The organism is Acinetobacter sp. 1125_18A, assembly GCF_052824985.1.
Genome location: NZ_VTDG01000001.1, coordinates 343,108 through 360,438, shown reverse-complemented (window position 1 = coordinate 360,438; position 17,331 = coordinate 343,108). Strand labels below are relative to the sequence as shown.

Genomic DNA, 17,331 nt, shown 5'->3' with positions numbered 1-17,331 from the left:
AGAATTATGCGATCTGAAGCATCAAAAGCAAGTTGGGCAATGATTCCTCGACAGGTTAAATTTGAATGGGAGCACTCGCCTTTACACTGGATACCACAAGACCCATTGGCAAGTCATGGTGTCAATCATTTTAGTTTTACCTTGGTTCGAGGAGAGTATTTTTTCTGTCGAATGTTCAATAAAGCTTTACCTTTTATTCATGATGAAAAACTTAAGCAAGATGCCAAAATTTTCATTCGACAAGAAGCCATTCATTCACAAGCGCACAAGGATTCAATCGAAGAATATTTGCTACGTTATGGGGTGGATGTGGAGAACCAATATAAACGAGTTGTTGGCTTATTTGATCGGTTACTCGCGGACAAACCTTTGGGTTTTAACTTACCTAAAGTCTGGCAGCGACCTTGGTTAAATGCGCGAGTTGGGTTAGTGGCCGCGGCTGAACATTTTACTGCAGCAATTGGTCAATATGTATTAACCCGTTCAGATTGGCAGGCACGTGGTGGAGATCCTGTGGTAAGTGACTTGTTTACTTGGCATAGTGCTGAGGAAGTTGAGCATCGTACGGTTGCTTATGATGTTTATCAGCATATTTCAGGGAGTTATTTATTACGTGTTGCGGTGATGGCTGTGACCGCTCCTATTTTTACCTATCTCATGGCGGCTGGTACTGTACAACTGGCTCAAGATGATCCTGCTATTCCACAAAACCAAAAAAGCTTATGGCAACCCGCTTTTTGGAAAGCTTGGCATCGTTCTGATTTAAATGGCTATATACCAGGACCAGTGTGGTTTTTTAAGACCAGTTTACGGTTTTTTAAGCCCAACTATCATCCCTATTACGAAGCTTCAACTGAACTTGCTCAAGCCTACTTGGCACAGTCAGCAGGGGTACTTGCATATCAGCAAAAAACTGAAACTGTTCCGCGGGTGGTTTCATGAAGCATTTTGATAAGACCAAGCTATATGTTCATTCAGGAAATATCTGTTTGGCTGCTTACCATTGGGGCAGCTTAGATGTTGATCAAGATACTATTGTATTGATACATGGTTATCCAGATTCTGCTGAAGTCTGGCACGCGGTGGCACAATATTTAGCCCCTCATTTTAATGTGGTTGCTTATGATGTACGTGGTACAGGATTATCTGATATTCCAAAAACAACAGCAGATTATGCTTTTGAACATTTGATCGAAGATTTATCCCAAGTGATTAAAGCAGTGAGCCCACATCAATCGGTCCATTTGGTTGGACATGATTGGGGCGCTTTACAAGGTTGGGAAGCGGTATTGGCTGACCGATTAAAGTCTCAAATTGCGTCTTATACTGCATTGGCGCCAAGTACAGATCATGTAGGGTGGTGGTTTCATCGCCAGTTGGCCCAAGGTAACTTACAAGGCTATTTCAACGTGATTAAGCGAGTGTCAGCATCAAGTTATATGGCAATGTTACAAATCCCTGTACTTCCTGAACTGACTTGGCGTTTAGGTCTTGGCAAAGTATGGCCAAAACTGGTGGGGTATTTAGAAAAAACCTCAGTTGATAAGAGCCCGACCCAACTTCGCAATGCCATCAGTGGTTTAGGTCTATATCGTCAAAATTTAACCAAAGCATTATTCAAGCCGACAGGTCGAACCACAACCATTCCTGTGCAAATGTTATTGATGAATCAAGATCCATTTGTACCGCTTGCTTTAAGCCGTGGGATGGAAGAGTGGGGGGATGATATTCGCTATAGCGAAGTTTCGGCAGGGCATTGGGGGATTTTAAGTCAACCACAGGCAGTGGCGGATAAGATTCAGCAATTTGTGCAACTGTTTTTAGTCAATAAAGCCATAGCTATCGTTTAAGAGACGGATCAAATAGCCCAATCAACGATGATGGTGCTGTTTGATCCAATAGATGTTGTCATCGAAGCATGTTGTTAAATGACAGCTTTAAATTTATTTGCTGCCTAAACGATGTCCTGATTTAAAACCATTTTCATGCGCAAAAAATACAATAGATAACCCCAATAATGATAATGCGATGATACAAACAAAGAATGAGTCTATTCCTACATTTTGTAGTAGGATGCCACCTAAAATACCGCCCCCTGCAACAGCAAGATTAAACACCGTCACCAGCATTGATTGGGCAATATCCACATTTTCATCTGCGACATCTGCCAGCGCAGTTTGTAGTAGAGTTGGTGCACCGCCAAAAGTCATTCCCCAAAGTACGATACCTAGCATCACAAGCCAGATGTGATGACCGCTCAAGCCCATGAAAAGAGCAGCGATGGCAAAGCCTGTTAAACTGATCAGGGTTAATTTGCGTAATGATCTATCGATCCAAATCCCTGTAATCCAAATGCCGAATATTGAAGAAAGACCAAAAATAAGAAGAATAAGATCAATATGCTCACTCAGCTGTACAGCAGACAAATAAGGCGAAATAAAGGTATAAAGTATGTTATGTGCCAAAATCCAAACAAAAATAACCGCCAAAATTGCGCCTATACCGGGGTGTATCAAGACCTTGAGAATAGATTGTTGTTTGCTCGCGGGTTGTCCTGCCAAATGAGGGAGGCTTATTTTTATCCAGATGATCAGGATTAAAGCAAGTCCTGAAATCACCCAGAAAACCCCACGCCAGCCAAACAGATTGCCCAATCCAATAGCTAAAGGCACACCCATACATAATGCGATGGGTTGGCCAACCCCAACGATTGCCATCGCTCTGCCTTGTAGATGGGCAGGAACTAGACTTCGAGCATAACCCGCCAAGATACCCCAGATAATTCCAGCTGACATTCCCGCAATAAATCGTGAAATCAGGATGACAATATAGCTGGAAGATAGCGCTGTTAGACTATTGAAGACAAACAAGCCTGTGATTGCCAATAACAATAAAGGTTTTCTTGACCAACTCCGTGTTGCAGCAACCACAGGGATCGCCGCAATGACCGATCCTAGGGCATAAACTGAAATCATTTGCCCTGCTAAAGCTTCAGACACCTCTAAGTCATGACTGATCAATGCCAATAAGCCCGCAGGTATGATTTCCGTCATAATGGTAATAAAACCTGCAACCGTAAATGCCAATAATTTCCATATCGGTAAGCTGGGCGCAGATCGGTTCTGCTCTGATCTGTTGTTGAACTGATTCATGCGCTATACCTCTGTGTATGATTGACAGAAAGTTCATCTCGTTTAAGGAATATAGGCATCACAAAATTTTGAACATCAATATTCATTGTAGACTCCATGTTGTTATTTATATTGGAATGATCGTTCCATTTTGAGGTAAATAAAACCCTCAGCATTGCAAATTAGCCAGTCTGCTAAGGGGGGAAACTAAAAATTAATACAAGGTATTCAGTGCGATTTCAGCAACATTCTCTAGATATTGCTGACGATTTTCTGCGCTACAGCCTTTGCTTAAAACGCGAATGCCTTGAATGGTATTCACGAAAAAAAGTGCTAAGGCTTGCGGAGAACTATGTAGGGTGATTTCACCAGATTGCTTTCCTCTGATCATGAGCTGTTCCAGTGCGTGCTGCAATCGTTCAAAGTTGTACGTGACAGATTCTGCAGTCTTTTGATCGTGTCCTGCTAACTCCAAACAGGCATTGGCCATCAGGCAACCCCGATGTTGCGGATCATTTAATTCATCTTCAATGATACGAGATAATAATTGTTGGATGATACTTTTGACTGATCCATCACTGGATAACAAATCAATATTTGATTTACTGATCAGGCGTTGATAGCGAGATAAGGCTTGTTGGTATAGCTGCTCTTTATTTTTAAAGGAACTATATAAACTGCTGCGTGAGAGTCCAGTTTCCTCAACCAAATCTTGAATTGATGTCGCTGCAAATCCTTTACGCCAGAAAACTTGCATAACCGCATTTTCAACTTCTTCAGGATCAAACTCTTTAGTACGCATAATATTAATTTATATTGGAACAATCGTTCCTAATACTTTATACAAACAATCAATGGCTGTCTAATGATAATTCAACAGTATGGGGAGATTTGAGTTTGCTTTATTGAATTAAGCCAAGATATAAGTCAACCTGTCAAAAAAGCTCAGACACAAGAATATAATTTCTTTTAATGAATATTTTTAATTAAATCAATTGCATGAGAAAATAAATTATTTAATTATAAAAAGCTTGCAATGCCACACCTTACCTTCAAAGTTTAAATAGCTTTGCGTAGGCGATGCCTCACTTTTCAGAGATGAAAAGTGACAAAAATCTTCTATTCGGCGAGGGGTACGTCCTGTACCCCCGCCCAACGGCGACATCCATGTCGCCTCACGGTAGAATCACCATCTATAATTCAAAAGTAAAAAAAATGAATTGATAACCAACAGTTTCTAAAAGCACATACAAAAACATAAGTTCATTTCTGATCAATGACTTGATAGAAATCACTTGTATGAATAATTAGGGGGGTGACTATAGACATTAAAAAACCACGCTCTTGGAGGGCATGGTTTTTGGTTGATCTATAACAGGTTACTAAATATCTAAACTTTAGCTTAAAACTTTTTAGTGAGTGACAAAGTGAGGGTGGAATCAATTGGATTTGAAACTTTGGCATTGGGATTGCCATTGCTGTATTTTTGATAATATCCGTCTTTGTCCCATGCTTTGCTATAACTTAAACTGGAAGATAAGCCATAAGGCAGCGCTTTGTTAATGGCAACACTGGCATCTTGAAAGCTTGCGGCAGAAAAGTTTTTTATACGTTGATTGCCATAATGCATATTCAGCGACCAACCTTGAGCGATGGGTTGTAACCAATTCACATCTAAATAGCCTGAACCACGAGAGTGCTTATTGGAACCAATTGCTAAAGTGTCAGAATTATTGCCAAAATAATCTTGAGTATAGGTAATTGCATATTTAACACTCAGCGGACCATAGCTGATTTCTGGAATAATTTCACCATAATCAAAACGGGTATGACCTGTTTCAGCAGTGGTTTTTGCCCCAGGATAGTAGTAATAAGCGACTTTAGTACCCAGATTTAACTGACCGAAACTACGGCTATAACCAGTATAGACATCCCATTCAACATTGGCATCACGGATGAAGTCATCACTCACAGTAGAAGCCCAAGTTCCTACATAAAAACCATTGGGATGAGCATAATCAAATCCGCCTTGTACAGCAGGGTTGCCCCAGGTCTGTTGAAAACCACGTGAGATATATTGGCTGGCTACTGTCAAATTTGCACTATACGGAGACGGCGTTTCTACACCAGATTCATTGGCATGTAGGGTTTGAAAAAATAAACTCAAAGGGATGGTCAATAATAATTTTTTTCTCATTTTATTCGTCCTTGAAAGATGCGACACACTCAGTCAAAACTGAGGTGTCGCTAAAATATGAATACTTTTACACGATCGGACGTAAAGGCGCTTTGCGCACAGGTGCTGTGCCAGCTTTGTAATAACCCGCTTCAGAACGTGGCAATTTTTTGCCACGAATTTGATCTGCGATTTTTTCAGCGATCATAATCGTTGTGGCATTTAAATTTCCAGTAATGATCAGCGGCATAATCGAAGCATCAACAACGCGCAAGCCTTGTAGACCGTGTACACGACCTTGACCGTCAACCACTGCCATTTCATCTTCACCCATCTTACAACTACATGAAGGATGGTAAGCAGTTTCAGCATGGTTGCGCACGAAATCATCCAGTTCAGCATCAGTTTGCACCTGTTTTCCAGGACTGATTTCATCGCCACGATATGCATCTAATGCAGGCTGTTGCATGATTTCACGGGTGATACGAATGGCATCACGGAATTCACGCCAGTCTTGCTCAGTCGACATATAGTTGAACAGAATACTTGGATGTTCAAATGGATCTTTAGATTTCAGCTTAATTCGACCACGTGCTGGTGAGCGCATAGAACCAACATGCGCTTGGAAGCCGTGTTCTTTCACTGCATTACTGCCGTTATAGTTAATCGCAACGGGTAAGAAGTGATATTGAATATTTGGCCAGTCAAATTCATCTGAGCTGCGGATAAAACCACCTGCTTCAAACTGGTTGCTTGCGCCAATACCAGTCCCATTAAATAACCATTCAGCACCAATTGCAGGCTGGTTAAACCATTTTAAAGCGGGGTAGAGTGAAACAGGTTGCTTACATTTGTATTGTAAGTACATTTCCAAATGGTCTTGTAAGTTTTCACCGACACCCGGTAAATCATGTACAACATCGATGTCCATTGATTTAAGGAAGCTACTTTCACCAACACCCGAACGTTGCAAAATTTGTGGTGATGCGATAGCACCCGCACAAAGCAAGACCTCACGGTTTGCACGTGCTTGTGTGAGATTGGTTTTATCCGCACCGATGATATATTCCACACCAATCGCTTGCTTTTGATTAAATAAAATTTTATTGGTGGTGGCATGGGTCACGATCGTTAAATTAGGGCGACCTTTTGCCATGTCTAAATAACCACGTGCGGTACTAGAGCGACGGCCTTTTGGTGTCACGGTACGATCCATTGGACCGAAACCTTCTTGTTGATAACCATTTAAGTCATCTGTACGTGGATAGCCTGCTTGTACACCTGCTTCAACCATGGCATGGAACAAGACATTATTGCCATTTTTAGGGGTTGCCACAGATACAGGGCCATTGGCGCCGTGGTAGTCATTGCCACCAATATCACGGGTTTCAGCTTTTTTATAATATGGTAAGCAGTCTGCATAGCTCCAGTCTTCTAGCCCTTTGAGCGTCGACCAGTTATCTAAGTCCATTGCATTACCACGGATATAACACATCCCGTTAATCAATGAGGAACCACCTAAACCTTTACCACGGCCGCATTCCATACGGCGATTATTCATATGTGGTTCAGGATCAGTGAGATATGCCCAGTTGTAACGGCGTCCTTGTAGTGGGTAGGCCAACGCTGCTGGCATTTGAGTACGGAAATCTAAACGGTAGTCTGGGCCACCTGCTTCCAAGAGTAAAACAGTAACGTCTTTGTCTTCAGTTAAACGTGTTGCGAGCACATTTCCGGCAGATCCTGCGCCGATGATAATGTAGTCATATGCTTGAGTAGTCATAATTATCCTTTTTGTATTTTTTAAAAGTGCCAATGCAATCAGGTGATGACATGGCACATAGGATTGATATACGGAGAAAGTGTGAGTGCATTAAAAAATGCTTTGATACTCACCTAACTCAACTTGAACTGATTTGATACGGGTGTAATGCCCAAGTGTGGTTAAACCATTTTCACGACCGACGCCTGATTGCTTATAGCCACCCACTGGCATTTCAGCAGGGGATTCGCCCCATGTGTTGATCCAGCAAATACCTGCTTCGATTTGATGAATAATACGATGTGCTTTGGTGATGTCTTGTGTCACAACACCCGCTGCTAAACCAAAAGTGGTGTCATTGGCACGACGAATGACTTCTTCTTCAGTTTCATAACTGAGAATGCTCATGACAGGGCCAAAGATTTCTTCTTCTACAATGCGCATATCATCTTGGCAGTCACTGAAAACTGTCGGTAACACATAAGCACCTTGCGCCAATTCAGCTTCTGTCGCACGGCCACCGCCAATGAGCAGTTTGGCACCTTGTTGTTTGCCTGACTCAATGAAAGACAAGACTTTTTCCATATGCGGGAAGCTGGTGAGTGGACCAAAGTTGGTTTGCTCAGCCATTGGATCGCCGATACGGATCCGTTTTACCCGTTCTACAATAGCGGCTTCAAAATCTGCTAACAGTGCTTTGGGAACAAAGACACGTGTACCATTGGTACATACTTGACCTGAACTAAAGAAGTTTGCCATCACCGCAATGTCTGCTGCACGATTGAGGTCAGCATCATCACAAATAATTAAAGGGGATTTACCGCCGAGTTCCATGGTCACTTCTTTGAGTGTAGAACCTGCGGCACTTGCCATAACTTTCTTGCCTGTTTCAACACCACCAGTGAAAGAAATTTTTTCAATAATTGGATGTTCAGTTAACCATTGTCCAATCTCACGGCCTGCACCTTGTACCACGTTAAATACGCCATCTGGTAGTCCAGCTTCAGTATAGATTTCAGCAAGTTTGAATACGCTCAGCGGTGTGGTTTCACTTGGTTTAAAGATCATGGCATTCCCAGCAGCTAGCGCAGGGGCAGATTTCCATAATGCGATTTGAATTGGATAGTTCCAAGCACCGATTCCCGCGACAACACCAAGCGGTTCACGACGGGTATAGAAAAAGCTTGATTCACGAAGCGGAACTTGCTCTCCCTGAATTGCAGTCGCGAGACCTGCATAATATTCGAGTACATCAGCACCGGTGACAATATCAACGGTCGATGTTTCGCTATAGGCTTTACCTGTATCGAGGGTTTCTAAGCGAGCGAGTTCATCATTACGCTCACGTAAGATGTCGACAGCGCGACGTAAAATACGAGAACGCTCCATCGCTGTCATTGCGGCCCAAATTTTTTGACCTTGTTGTGCGCTTTGAACAGCCGTTTCAATGTCTTGTTGTGATGCTTGTTGAAGGGTTGCGATCACTTCACCGTTGGCAGGGTTAATACTGGTAAAGGTCTTACCACTGGTCGCTGCTACATAGCGACCATGGATGTACAATTGATGAACTTGTGAATCACTCATTCTGTCTCTCCTGCAAAGGTTTTTTCGCAAATTGCAATTGCGTTTTTACATAATCGTAAGCAATGGAACGTGCCAGCTGGCTGTCAAATTCATCATGACTGCTTAAACTGCCACGTAACCATAATCCGTCAATCAATGCCGCTAAACCACGAGCGGCAATGCTTGCCTGTTCTTTATCCAATAACTTGAGAAAGTGAAACTTCAAGTTTGAATACAGGCGTTGATCATTAATTTGTTGCAAGCGCCCAAGTTCGGGTAGGTGCATGCTTGCAGACCAAAAGTCTAACCAGATGCGCATGGCTTGTTTATTGACCTGACTAATATCAAAGTTAGAGTCAATAATCGCTTTAAGTTGGCTTTCTGGGTGCTCGTCTGCTTCAGTTTTATTTTGGTCGGTTTTGCGACGTAAAACATTTAGCATTTCTTGCATGCAGGTATTTATTAATCCCTGTTTATCACCAAAATAGTGACTCACAATACCTGTGGATAGCTCGGCTTTCTTTGCGATTTGTGCAATGGTCATATTGGATAAGCCCACTTCATAAATCACATCAAATGCGGCGTTAATAATTTCTTCACGTCGCACATGCTCTGGTTTGACTCTACGTTTTGTCATGTATATCCACTTAAAGTGCTGAAAAGGCACTTTTTATTTAACATTACTCAATGTAGAACATCTTAGCATTTTTTTATAATACTTTTTATTGATTGAACGTTCAATCAATAAAAAGTATTATAAAAAAATCAATAATTTTTTGATGAGTAATAAGAAATGTCAGTGTATACATCAACATTCTGATCCATCAGGATGTTCAGTAAAAATAGTACATATCCTATTATTTTTTAAGAAAATACACCGATTGCAAGGAGCAATAGCATGGTGTCAAAAAGTCATAATGGATATTCATCCGAACGGATTCGATTAAATTTATTTGTGTTTGGAAGTTCTGCAATCAGTATCGGTATTCTTGGCCTATTGTTTGTTTTATTTCCAGAAAGAAGTCAGTTTTGGCTAACCTATGTGCAAGAGCAGGCCAATCAACTCTTTGGTTGGTATTACATGCTGGTGATTGTGGCATGTCTGGGTTTTGTCGGATGGTTGGCTTTTTCACGTGCTGGACAACTTCCACTTGGAAAAGATGGTGATAAACCTGAGTTTGGTTACTTGGCTTGGGTGTCTATGCTGTTTTCAGCAGGTATCGGTATTGCCTTACTGTATTATGGTGTTGCTGAACCTGTCGATCATTTCTTAAGACCACCTGAAGGCGAGGGCGGCACAATCCAAGCTGCCAGAGATGCCATGATGTATAGCTTTTTACATTGGGGTATACATGGCTGGGTGCTCTATGCCTTATTGGGTGTCACCTTGGGCTATTTTGCCTTTCGCTTAGATTTACCTCTGGCTTTACGTTCTGCGCTTTATCCAATTTTTGGCGATCGGATCTATGGTTTGATCGGCGACTTTGTGGATGGCTTTGGGATTTTAGCCACGGTGATTTCTTTGGTCACCAATCTAGGCATTGGTGCACTGGTGTTGGTTTCGGGCATTAGTTATTTAGTCCCAGCCATTCCCGACAACAATGTTACCCTGATTGCAGTGGTATTGGTGATGATGTCTGTTGCGACAATCACCACGGTGGTGGGGATTGAAAAAGGACTGGCTTGGCTTTCACGGATTAACTTACGTTTACTCTATGCGTTATTGTTATTTGTGTTCTTAACAGGGCCAACCAATCATTTACTGAATGGTTTGGTACAGAATGTGGGTGACTATCTCAACCATTTTGTTGCAAAAAGCTTTGATGTGTATTTATACAATCCACAAGCAAAAGGCTGGCTTGGTTCTTGGACGGTGTTTTATTGGGCTTGGTGGATTGCTTGGGCACCTTTCGTTGGGATGTTTATTGCACGTATTTCAAAAGGGCGCACCATTCGTGAAGTGGTCTTGGGTGTGTGTCTGATCCCTTTAGGCTTTACTTTGGCTTGGATTTCCATTTTCGGAAATACTGCAATTGATTTAATTTTGACTCAAAAACAAAAAGTTTTGGGCGATATGGTTCTTACCGATCCAGCTTTGTCTTTGTTTAAGTTGCTCGAATATTTACCTTTTAATCCTTATGTGGCTGGGATTGTTGTGGTGATTTGTTTTGTACTGTTCTTGACCCCAGTGGGTTCTGGTACGCTGATGATTGCAAATCTGTCTACAAAAGGCGGAAGCAATGAAAGTGATTCACCGATTTGGTTGCGAATTTTCTGGTCTGTGGTGATTACGATTGTCAGTATTGGTTTACTGTTAGCAGGTAGTTTTCATTCGATGCAAAGTGCCGTGGTGCTATGTGGTTTACCATTCTCGGTGATTATTTTGCTGTATATGTTTGGTTTAACCAAAGCAATTAATCAGGACTTAGCCAGCCCGCAACCACCACAAGCCATCAACAAAACGACTGATTCTTCTGAACCCGTCAAATAATAAGATCCACAGATCAACATGAGGATTTAATACGCAATTAGGTTGATGCTAGCGCAGGATGAAATGAGATCAGTGATTTTGGCGCAATAGCAAAAGTTGATTGCGCATGTTAAATAGAAGAAATTCCTCTAGGCAGTATGGAGTTTGCTTATTGCCTAGAGGAAGTCAGTTAAACCGGATTAAAACTTATATTTAAGTCCTAAATTATAGTTACGGCCTTCGCCCCATGTATACGTGCTATACCAGCTAAAAATCGTATAATATTTTTCATCTAAAAGATTGTTTACATTAAAAGAAACAGATAGTTGATCATTGACTTCATAGTTTGCCATTGCATCAAATAGCCAATAATCAGACACCACATGTTTAACAGGATCTTTATACAGTGGATTGGTGACATCGCCCCAAGTCTTATCTTGCCAACGTGCACCACCACCAATAGTTAAACCATCCACCCATTGATTGAGCTTATAACTGGTATAAAGGCTAAATTCATTTTCAGGGGTCAAAGTGCTCTGCTTTATCCCATCTTGTTTAGATATTTTATGATTAAAGCCAGCATGTAAATTCCAACCCGGGCGAATTTCACCAGTAACTTCGAGTTCAGCCCCTTTGGTTTTGACACCTTGTAGCGCTTCAGATGCGACACCACCAGATGGTGTAAGGACGTTTGGAATCTCTTTCGCAAAATTGTCTTGTTTGAGTTGATAATATGCCAAGCTAGCATTTAAGCGACCATCAAAAAATTCACCTTTGATTCCAGCTTCGTAGTTTTCTCCCTCAAGCGGATCAAGTGTTTTACCGTTTGGATTTTGTGCAGATTGAGGTTTAAATATGGTGCTGTAGCTTGCATAAACTGAGTATTGGTCATTTAAATCATAAACCGCACCGACATAAGGTATAAAGATACCTGACTCTTTCGTCTCTTCTGACTTATAGTTTGCAATACGTCCACCCAAAATGACTTTTAAATCATCATGTAAATTCAAACGGGAAGTGAGATAAAATCCATTCTGCTTGGTGGTTTCATTGTTTGACCAATGATTACCTCTTTGCCAATCAGGCTCTGCAACATTCCCGTTCCATTGATAATATTGATCTACACTGGTTTTATAATCAGTTGGTGTACCATAACCATTATTTTTCCAAGTGCTTTCAGAAATGCTTGCACCGACAACCAGCTCGTGTTCACGGCCAAAAAGTTGAAATGGACCTGTTGCATAGATGTCTGCAGCATCACTTTTGGTTTCGCCTTTATAGTTTCCAGCCCACATTGAAACACCAGTGCCAGTCGATGGATTTGGATGACCACCAGCCGCTGCGCCTAATTGTGCATCATAGCCATTGATTTGATGATTTAACTGGATTTTTGCGACCCAATCATTATCAAACTTATGCTCTAAAGTTGAGAAAATGGTTCGGGTATATTGCTCCCAATTACTCCAATTTGCACCATTGTTAAAGCCACGCGGCATTTTATTGAATTGGCCCGCCGAATTATAAATCGGGATACCGCCCCACGTTGATCCCTTAGGTTTATTGTCTTGATAATCTGCGCCTACAGTCAGTAGGGTATTGTCAGTTAAATCTGCTTCTAATATGCCGTAGAACACAGGGGTTTTGCGTTCATAGCGATCTAATTGAGATTCTTTGTCTTGATATGCAGCAACTCCACGCGCACGAATACTGCCCGTTTCGTTAAGTGGACCACTTAAATCAATTTGGCCGCGGTAGTTATTCCATGTGCCTAGACCAAGAGAAACATTTCCTTGGAAATCTTTGGTTGGTTTTTTACGAATGAGATTAATGGTTGCACCAGGATCACCCACCCCAGTTAAAAGCCCCGTTGCTCCTTTTAAAACTTCGATACGATCATAAATCGCCATATCACTCAGGGTATTTCCTGCTGAGTAGGCCGAATCACGATTCATCGGGATCCCATCGTACTGGAAGTTTTGTATTGCAAAACCACGGGAGTAATATTCTGTCCGTTCACTGTCATAGGTCACCACACTAACACCCGGGGTATGCCGCATAACATCATCGATAGAGTTGAGATTAAAATCATCCATTTCTTGGCGAGTAATCACACTAATCGTTTGTGGGGTTTCTTTGGGTTTTAAAACCAAACGCGTTGCTGTGGCAATTGAACCCGGAGTATAGACACCACTATTTTCTGTAATTTCACCCAATTGGTTTGCTGTAAACTTGAGTGTTGGCAATGCGAGAGGTTCTGCATTATTTTGAGTCGTCTCTTCAGCAGCATGCAAAAGGGTAGTAGCAGCTACAGAAGTGAGACCTAACATGATCATTTGAATCATTTTTGACAGGTATTTTTTGTCTGTCATTTGCATTCTTGTTGATGACATCGAAAGCGGCCTTATAAGATGTGAGGAGTACGCTTATAATGTCGTTTGAGATTTAAAAAAGGATCAAACAAATTTATCCCTGTCATTTTGAGATAACATTGGCTCATCTGTTAAGGCGGGTAGATTGGTTTTAAGTTTTGCACTTGGCTAGAGAAAAACAACCTTGGTAATCTTATTTTCAGCAATTATATCACCATGTTTTCGCGGTAGTTATAATTAGTCATCATGAAAAAATGTTGTAGTGGATTCGCTTTGGATCTTTAAGCAGACCATGATGTATAGCTATGCAACACAGCCTGAGCAATGAATAATAAAAAAGACTCGGATCGCGAGATCCGAGTCGGCTGCTGTCAATTGTGTTCAATCATCATTGAGTTAGGCCATAATAAAGCCAGAGCATCAACCTCAAGGATTGATTTCCATTCCAAATACTTCCCCGAAATAACCGTCTTAAGAACAGTGAGATGGGGTTATTTAAATCGGGTAATGGCTTGATTTAAACAGGCATATCTAGATCATCAAATGTTTCTAGCGTTTTACTTTGTTCTAGATGTTTTTGATAATATGCGACTCGGCTCAAATCTAATGTTGAGCTGGACATGCCGACATTCCAATAGCCCGCCACACGAATATCATCTTTACTCAAATGACTGTGTTGGGTAAACAGCTTACGTATCGCTCTTGCTTCATTACGTTCACAGGCTGCCCAAACGCTTATATCTTCACGATCTTTAAACTGCTCGGCAACTTTAAGTAGCATGCCCAATTTACCCGCTTGCTGTGGTTTTTCCCGATGGAGTAAATGCATATTTACTCCATGATGTTTTGGCAAATCATCAATAATATTGGCTTCACAACTTTCAATATAAATCTCTCCCTGAATCCCCGTTTGCCAATGCTGTAAAATTGAATAAACGGCAGGAATGGCGGTTTCGTCAGCAAACATCACCATGCGTTTGGCTGGGGTAAAATTGGGGAGAAAGTGTGGTCTTGGACCCGTAAGTTTAATTTTAGTGCCAATTTTTGCTGAATCTAGCCAAAGCATTGCTGGACTTGGGTCAGCATGTAGAACAAAGTCAATTTCAATTTGACGGGTACTTGGATCAAAGCAACGCACGGTATATACACGTGATATAGGTAAGCTGTCTGCTTGTTGATGCACTTCTAAACGAATGGCAAGGTTGGGTGTTGTCCATAAGTCTGGCTGTGTTGTATTGATTTCCCCCCGAATACGTACAATTGACGGAAAAGGATGAGAAATCGCCGTTATCGTCATCTCAATGACTTCCAGATTCCGCATATGATCATCTTGTTTCAGTATCGCTTTTGGGTCTGATACTGTTTTTTTGTCTGGTACTATTTTTTGATCTAAAGTTGTTTTTTGATCTGATGTCGTTTGTTGTTGGCTATTCATTATTAAGTCTACCTATATTTATTAAGCAATAAACCACAATTGCCTTTCTTTCAGTGCTGAGCGGATCGAGAAGATCTGCATGGTGTTAAATGTAAAATATAATCATTATCATTTAAAGGGCATTTATGTTTAAATTACTTGTATTTTAATTTTAGCAATTGATTTATTGCGGAGAGAGGTAAGATTGTGAGGCGTTGTAGTATTGATCAGGCTAATGGTTTATTTTAATTGCGTGAAAAATATATTAATTTTAATCTTGTAATTTTCTATATAGTCAAATCACCTAATTATTTCATACAAGTGATTTGCATCAAGTCATTGAGCATAAATGAAGCTTATGTTTTTGTATGAACTTTTAAAAATTGTTGGTTATCAATTCATTTTTATACTTTTGAATCATAGCTGGTGATCCTACCGTGAGGCGACATGGATGTCGCCGTTGGGCGGGGGTACAGGACGTACCCCTCGCCCAATAGAAGATTTTTGTCACTTTTCATCTCTGAAAAGTGAGGCATCGCCTACGCAAAGGGATTTAAACTTTGAATGTAAGATGTGGCAGTGTAAGCTTTTATATAATTAAACAATATCATTTCATCATATGTTTGATTTAATTAAAAATATTAATTAAGAGAAATTATATTATTGTGTCTGATTTTTTTTGACAGGTTGACTATATTTGCCGTGCATTTTCTGTCGTTGGCCTTAAAAATTAACCTTAGATCGATTCATTTATCATTTTTTATACAAAGCAATTTTAAGCAAAACAACTTCAAGCAAAAACATAGCTCGCTTGATGAGATGTATTCTACTTTACTCAACTTTATAGCCTTAAACATTGGAGCAAAACGGCACTGTACTACAAGTTGTGCAATAAAATATCTAAGTTCATTGAGCCTAAAGTAATTTTAAAAAATACGCGCGATGCTGACTTTGTTCAGGCAATAACTCCAGTACCCGTTGTATTGCATCATTACGTTCAGGAAGACGACTAATAATTTTTAAAAGTGGGTCAATATCCTGAATTTGATAAATCAGATGACTTAAACGCGCATCGAAACAATCACGCCATGTGGTCAAGAAAGGGCTTTCTGATTTGGCCAAAAAACTTCCTTTGTAGAGTGAAAATGTACTGGCGAGAAAACCTGCATTGAGGGATTGTTCAGCTCTGGTAAAGTCGGTTTGAATCTCACAAACTAACTTATAAGGGCGCGATAAAATACAGTTAGGGAGCAAGGTGCGTAATTGTGACATTTCTGCTTTTAAGGTTTTTTCACTAATGTCCCGATCGCCGTATAACGCATAGTGCAGTTCATCTAGGTTAATACCCTCTGGGTGTAACACAAGAATGCATAGAATTTCAATTTGTCGATGGGTCAAAGTTAAAAGCTGTTGGTTAAATTGAACTTTAGGTGTACCAAAAACTTTGAGGTAAAGCATGTTTTTTTGTTCAAATTGAATCGCACGTTGAACCAACTCTGCGCAGCGCTCTACAGCCAATATACCCAGTGAAGTATGCTTCTTGTACTTGGTCGATAAATTAATCACACCATGAAATTGTCCAGATACAGGGTCAACAATCGGCGCGGCATAACAAACCCAATCCTGTACACTGTTCATCTGATTTTCATGTGAATAAACACAGCTAGAGAGATGATTATTTAAAGCCAAACCAATCGCATTTGTACCGACAGCCTGTGTTGACCAATGTCCACCTTCGACAAAATGCACTTGCTCAGCAGAGGAGAGCATAGCACGGCTGCTCCATGTCCAAAGTAATGTGCCATGATGATCTGTGATTCCAATTGCCATTTCAGAATCATCTGCAATTTTTAGTAAATCCGCATAATTATGTTGAAGAGAACGACGAAACAGTGACGGTTCTAGTTCGGTAGGTAAAGCGAGAAGTGGCGCAGCAGTGACGGATTCGATATTGACAAAATGTGTGGTCTGTAAACGAAGCGCTTGTGGCTGTAATTGATTCAATAGCTTCATATCATATTCCTTTATGATGAATGGTTATGCCATTAATACCTTGTATTCTTTGTCGTTGTGTCTGGTGATTTTAGTTGATGATCACACCAGATTTTAAGCTATATTCAAACAAATAGTGTTCCGAAAATAATCATCTTTATTAGGGTCTGTTGACATTTCATAAATGGCTTGCGTTGTAGGTTAAAATTGAGCAGGCAAGGCAGGAAACGAAGAGAATAGCGAGACTATTTTCAAGTTTCATAACGAAGGCTGAGATAATTTTAGCCACAACCCTTCGGGACTAGCGTGTTTTTTGCCGCTACGTCGTTACGAACTACTCATTTAGAATGACTAAATTTCGTATTTCTCGCCTAGTATCGCCTAAAAAACACACCTAGTCGCAAACATAGACGAATTGTTAACAGACCCTCATTTGTCTCACTTTAGAAGCTAA

Annotated in this window: 12 protein-coding genes; 3 read left to right on the top strand and 9 right to left on the bottom strand. The window is 40.8% G+C overall.

The genetic code is table 11. The annotated features are described in order from the left end of the window. The first annotated feature begins 6 nt into the window (after positions 1 to 6). Together FY049_RS01635 and FY049_RS01630 are read left to right on the top strand one after the other, a co-directional pair. A complete protein-coding gene (locus FY049_RS01635) occupies positions 7 to 942 on the top strand; it encodes a metal-dependent hydrolase (protein ID WP_056513119.1) in 936 nt (311 codons plus the stop codon). Further along, positions 939 to 1,850 carry an alpha/beta fold hydrolase gene (locus tag FY049_RS01630; protein WP_004717586.1) on the top strand — a complete coding sequence of 304 codons (912 nt, stop codon included), beginning with the start codon at positions 939 to 941 and terminating at the stop codon, positions 1,848 to 1,850. Before FY049_RS01635 ends, FY049_RS01630 begins: the two co-directional genes overlap by 4 nt. A gap of 93 nt (positions 1,851 to 1,943) precedes the next feature. Here FY049_RS01630 and FY049_RS01625 read toward each other — a convergent pair whose 3' ends face one another. From FY049_RS01625 to betI, 6 genes are all read right to left on the bottom strand, one after another. Continuing rightward, positions 1,944 to 3,152: an MFS transporter gene (locus tag FY049_RS01625; RefSeq protein WP_419305534.1), complete on the bottom strand. Its 1,209-nt coding sequence runs from the start codon at positions 3,150 to 3,152 to the stop codon at positions 1,944 to 1,946. A gap of 193 nt (positions 3,153 to 3,345) precedes the next feature. Beyond that, the gene (locus FY049_RS01620) at positions 3,346 to 3,933 is read right to left on the bottom strand and encodes a TetR/AcrR family transcriptional regulator (protein ID WP_446083025.1); all 588 of its coding nucleotides are present in this window, start codon (positions 3,931 to 3,933) and stop codon (positions 3,346 to 3,348) included. 600 nt (positions 3,934 to 4,533) lie between these two features. Further along, positions 4,534 to 5,328 (bottom strand): TorF family putative porin, encoded by a 795-nt coding sequence (locus FY049_RS01615; RefSeq protein WP_446083024.1) that lies wholly within the window; start codon positions 5,326 to 5,328, stop codon positions 4,534 to 4,536. 67 nt (positions 5,329 to 5,395) lie between these two features. Continuing rightward, a complete protein-coding gene (gene betA / locus FY049_RS01610; protein WP_004717579.1) occupies positions 5,396 to 7,090 on the bottom strand; it encodes a choline dehydrogenase in 1,695 nt (564 codons plus the stop codon). A 90-nt stretch (positions 7,091 to 7,180) separates the two neighbouring features. Further along, positions 7,181 to 8,653 carry a betaine-aldehyde dehydrogenase gene (gene betB / locus FY049_RS01605; protein ID WP_446083023.1) on the bottom strand — a complete coding sequence of 491 codons (1,473 nt, stop codon included), beginning with the start codon at positions 8,651 to 8,653 and terminating at the stop codon, positions 7,181 to 7,183. Continuing rightward, positions 8,646 to 9,269: a transcriptional regulator BetI gene (betI, locus tag FY049_RS01600; protein WP_004717575.1), complete on the bottom strand. Its 624-nt coding sequence runs from the start codon at positions 9,267 to 9,269 to the stop codon at positions 8,646 to 8,648. The genes betB and betI overlap by 8 nt, the downstream gene beginning before the upstream one ends. Before the next feature lie 261 nt (positions 9,270 to 9,530). Between betI and FY049_RS01595 the strand changes: the two genes are divergently transcribed. Beyond that, positions 9,531 to 11,123, top strand: coding sequence for a BCCT family transporter (locus FY049_RS01595; RefSeq protein ID WP_446083022.1), 1,593 nt, complete (start codon positions 9,531 to 9,533; stop codon positions 11,121 to 11,123). 179 nt (positions 11,124 to 11,302) lie between these two features. Here the strand turns inward: FY049_RS01595 and FY049_RS01590 are convergent, their stop codons facing one another. The 3 genes from FY049_RS01590 to FY049_RS01580 form a co-directional block, all read right to left on the bottom strand. Further along, positions 11,303 to 13,471 carry a TonB-dependent siderophore receptor gene (locus tag FY049_RS01590; protein ID WP_228129008.1) on the bottom strand — a complete coding sequence of 723 codons (2,169 nt, stop codon included), beginning with the start codon at positions 13,469 to 13,471 and terminating at the stop codon, positions 11,303 to 11,305. A gap of 517 nt (positions 13,472 to 13,988) precedes the next feature. Continuing rightward, positions 13,989 to 14,906 (bottom strand): siderophore-interacting protein, encoded by a 918-nt coding sequence (locus FY049_RS01585; RefSeq protein WP_446083021.1) that lies wholly within the window; start codon positions 14,904 to 14,906, stop codon positions 13,989 to 13,991. 894 nt (positions 14,907 to 15,800) lie between these two features. Beyond that, positions 15,801 to 16,898 (bottom strand): transcriptional regulator, encoded by a 1,098-nt coding sequence (locus FY049_RS01580; RefSeq protein WP_446083020.1) that lies wholly within the window; start codon positions 16,896 to 16,898, stop codon positions 15,801 to 15,803. Positions 16,899 to 17,331 lie beyond the last annotated feature (433 nt).

Coding starts and splice junctions, on each gene's coding strand:
- FY049_RS01635 (WP_056513119.1), top strand. CDS start 7: ATGCGATCTGAAGCATCAAAAGCAAGTTGGGCAATGATTCCTCGACAG.
- FY049_RS01630 (WP_004717586.1), top strand. CDS start 939: ATGAAGCATTTTGATAAGACCAAGCTATATGTTCATTCAGGAAATATC.
- FY049_RS01625 (WP_419305534.1), bottom strand. CDS start 3,152: ATGAATCAGTTCAACAACAGATCAGAGCAGAACCGATCTGCGCCCAGC.
- FY049_RS01620 (WP_446083025.1), bottom strand. CDS start 3,933: ATGCGTACTAAAGAGTTTGATCCTGAAGAAGTTGAAAATGCGGTTATG.
- FY049_RS01615 (WP_446083024.1), bottom strand. CDS start 5,328: ATGAGAAAAAAATTATTATTGACCATCCCTTTGAGTTTATTTTTTCAA.
- betA (WP_004717579.1), bottom strand. CDS start 7,090: ATGACTACTCAAGCATATGACTACATTATCATCGGCGCAGGATCTGCC.
- betB (WP_446083023.1), bottom strand. CDS start 8,653: ATGAGTGATTCACAAGTTCATCAATTGTACATCCATGGTCGCTATGTA.
- betI (WP_004717575.1), bottom strand. CDS start 9,269: ATGACAAAACGTAGAGTCAAACCAGAGCATGTGCGACGTGAAGAAATT.
- FY049_RS01595 (WP_446083022.1), top strand. CDS start 9,531: ATGGTGTCAAAAAGTCATAATGGATATTCATCCGAACGGATTCGATTA.
- FY049_RS01590 (WP_228129008.1), bottom strand. CDS start 13,471: ATGACAGACAAAAAATACCTGTCAAAAATGATTCAAATGATCATGTTA.
- FY049_RS01585 (WP_446083021.1), bottom strand. CDS start 14,906: ATGAATAGCCAACAACAAACGACATCAGATCAAAAAACAACTTTAGAT.
- FY049_RS01580 (WP_446083020.1), bottom strand. CDS start 16,898: ATGAAGCTATTGAATCAATTACAGCCACAAGCGCTTCGTTTACAGACC.